This window comes from Okeania sp. (genome assembly GCF_983059655.1).
The window spans coordinates 1-2,478 of record NZ_CEZPJD010001002.1 but is presented as its reverse complement, the minus strand read 5'-3'; the positions used below and the strand labels follow the sequence as shown (position 1 = coordinate 2,478).

At 34.0% G+C, this 2,478-nt stretch carries 3 protein-coding genes; all 3 read right to left on the bottom strand.

Features of this window, described 5'->3' with window-relative positions; genetic code table 11:
- Window positions 1–115: 115 nt before the first annotated feature.
- Window positions 116–1,096, bottom strand: a complete 981-nt coding sequence (locus tag AC3DU7_RS31105; protein WP_488043099.1) for a zinc-binding dehydrogenase — start codon at window positions 1,094–1,096, stop codon at window positions 116–118.
- A 26-nt stretch (window positions 1,097–1,122) separates the two neighbouring features.
- The gene (locus AC3DU7_RS31100; protein ID WP_488043098.1) at window positions 1,123–1,929 is read right to left on the bottom strand and encodes an alpha/beta fold hydrolase; all 807 of its coding nucleotides are present in this window, start codon (window positions 1,927–1,929) and stop codon (window positions 1,123–1,125) included.
- Window positions 1,930–2,000: 71 nt separating this feature from the next.
- Window positions 2,001–2,450, bottom strand: a complete 450-nt coding sequence (locus AC3DU7_RS31095; protein WP_488043097.1) for a DUF29 domain-containing protein — start codon at window positions 2,448–2,450, stop codon at window positions 2,001–2,003.
- Window positions 2,451–2,478: the final 28 nt, after the last annotated feature.

The following is a 2,478-nucleotide window of genomic DNA, read 5'->3' as shown; positions in this document are numbered from 1 at the left end:
CAGGCAGAGGTACTGATAACTGATAACTGATAACTGATAACTGAAATGACTATTGACTACTGACTACTGACTACTACGAATAGCAAAAAGACTTTTTCAGCAAACCCTAATTAGTCTATAATCTGACAATTACTTTTCCCTGATTTTTCCCACTAAGTTGATATTCAACAGCTTCTACAATAGAATTTAATCCTCTGAATTCTGTAGGATCGACCATTACTTTGAGTTGCTTGGTTTGAAATAAATTCAAGAGGCGATCGAAAGCTTCTGCTTGATAATCTCGATAACAAGGCATCAGAAATGCCCTAATGGAAGCTGCTTTCCAAAAAAGTTGATCGTAGATTCTAGGTTGATTAATTTGTTCTAAATTATCGGCGTATTCGGAAATAAAACCTACAACTATTAAACGCCCTTTCATAGCTAAATTATCAACACAAGTATCAAACATTTTTCGACCAACACATTCAAAGACTAAATTAACACCTTGGGGGTATTCTTTTTTGAGAACTTCATTAACATCTTCCTGACGATAATTAATAACTCTATGACAACCTAATTGTTGTAATAATTCTGCCTTTTTTAGAGAACCACAAGTCCCAATCACATGATTCCCTGCTAATTTCGCTAATTGTACAGCAATATGACCTGTTCCTCCGGCCGCAGCGGTAACTAAAACCACCTCTTGACTCGTCATTTCTCCTACTTGTTCTAAAGCAACTAAAGCAGAGACTCCTGTAGGCATTAATGTGACAATTTCTGGAGAAACTTGAGGAACTTTAATTACCCCATCTGTACTAACAGTTTGATACTCTCGATATGCCCCCCCTTTAGTAATAGTTAAAACCCCATCTCCTATCTGAAATTGTTTGACATTATCTCCAATAGCTACCACATTTCCTACAACTTCTACCCCCATATCTATAGGAAATTGTGGATTAAAATAGGGGATTTTGCCTTGAGATAATAAAGTATCAAATCCGGCATTAATCCCTACAAATTTATTCTTAATTAGAATTTCATTAACTTGAGGTTGTTGTAGTTCAGTTTCTACAATTTCCACAGCAGAACGAAAATCAGAATTAAGGTTTTTAATCACAAGCTTGCGATAATTTTTAGGTATCATCAGCTTAGAAAATCTTTAACAGCTTCAGCAACTTTTTCAGGAATTTGATTCATCATACAAATAGTTCCTTCCTCAAATTCTACCACTTTAGCGTGGGGAATTGCTCGAGAAACTACATGACGGTCTTCGGCTTTTGATAACCCTAGTCTTTCAAATTCTTGAGCATCATCTAATCCCCAAATAATTAGAGTCGGACATTTAATTTGCTTAAATTTTTCTTCGGCCTCCAAACAATAATTTCCCACAGCCCAAACCGCATATAAAGGATAACCAAAACATTTGAGGTCGTCTAACACCCAACGATGATTTAATTCAGCAGAACCCACATAACGAGAACGAGCTAACCATCGTTTCATTAAATGAGAACCATCGGGTTCAATTTTAAATCCTATATCAAATAATTCAAATAATTTTGTCTGTCCTTTTGCTCCAAAAACTGGTGCATTTCCTAATATTAATTTATCGACTCTTTCTGGGTAAATAGCTGCTAGTTCTGTTCCGACAAATGCTCCCGTATGATTACTAAAAATAATTACTTTGTCTATAGATAATTCATCCAAAAGAGCAATAACTGTTTGAGCATAGTCAGCAATGGTATACATTCTAGGAGGTTTATCTGAATCTCCAAAACCCATAAAATCCATTGATATAACTTGGTAATTTGAGGCAAACAAAGGCATTAATTCTCGATGTTCGTCACCACTTCGGGGGTTCATGTGGAGAAAAAGAATAGGCTTTCCTTCTCCTCCTATTCTGTACAATATTTGACCATCTTCTGTGTCTAAAAATGCTCTCTTGATTTTCATAATATTTAACTTATCCTCATCTATTTTGTATCTAAAAAATTAACAGTAACTGACGATCATTATTTTCAATTTTATGGTAATCTTTCCATTAAATCTGCAAAACTATAAAGACACCGTTCAGGAAGTTCTAATTGATATTCATTTAAGACTAATCTTTTAGCTCTTTCGTACTCTTTATCTATATCTATCTTGTCTAATAGAGTTTTAGTTAGTCTTCTTTCAATTTCATCTTGAAAATTGTTAATTTCAGTTTGCAAGTGGTTTCGAGGATAAATATGAGAGGAATATTCTAGTTTAAGCTTGTATTCAATTAATCTTTTAATAAAACTACTAACAGCATTAATTTGTTCTTTTCCCAAGTCTTCTATTTCCTCTTTTAAATTATTCCAATCAAGAGCTTTTGTGTCATGGTCATTTAATGCTTGAGCTTGTTTAATAGTCCACTCTACAAAGTCGGTTTCATAGAGATTAGTAATTTTAGTTGTCTCATAGGTTTGTGTCGTCTCATCAATATAACTCATCAGTTAAACTCCTAATAGATAGCCTTTT

Bases quoted from the DNA above. Each gene is read 5' to 3' on its own strand.
- AC3DU7_RS31100 (WP_488043098.1), bottom strand. From the start codon at position 1,929: ATGAAAATCAAGAGAGCATTTTTAGACACAGAAGATGGTCAAATATTG.
- AC3DU7_RS31095 (WP_488043097.1), bottom strand. From the start codon at position 2,450: ATGAGTTATATTGATGAGACGACACAAACCTATGAGACAACTAAAATT.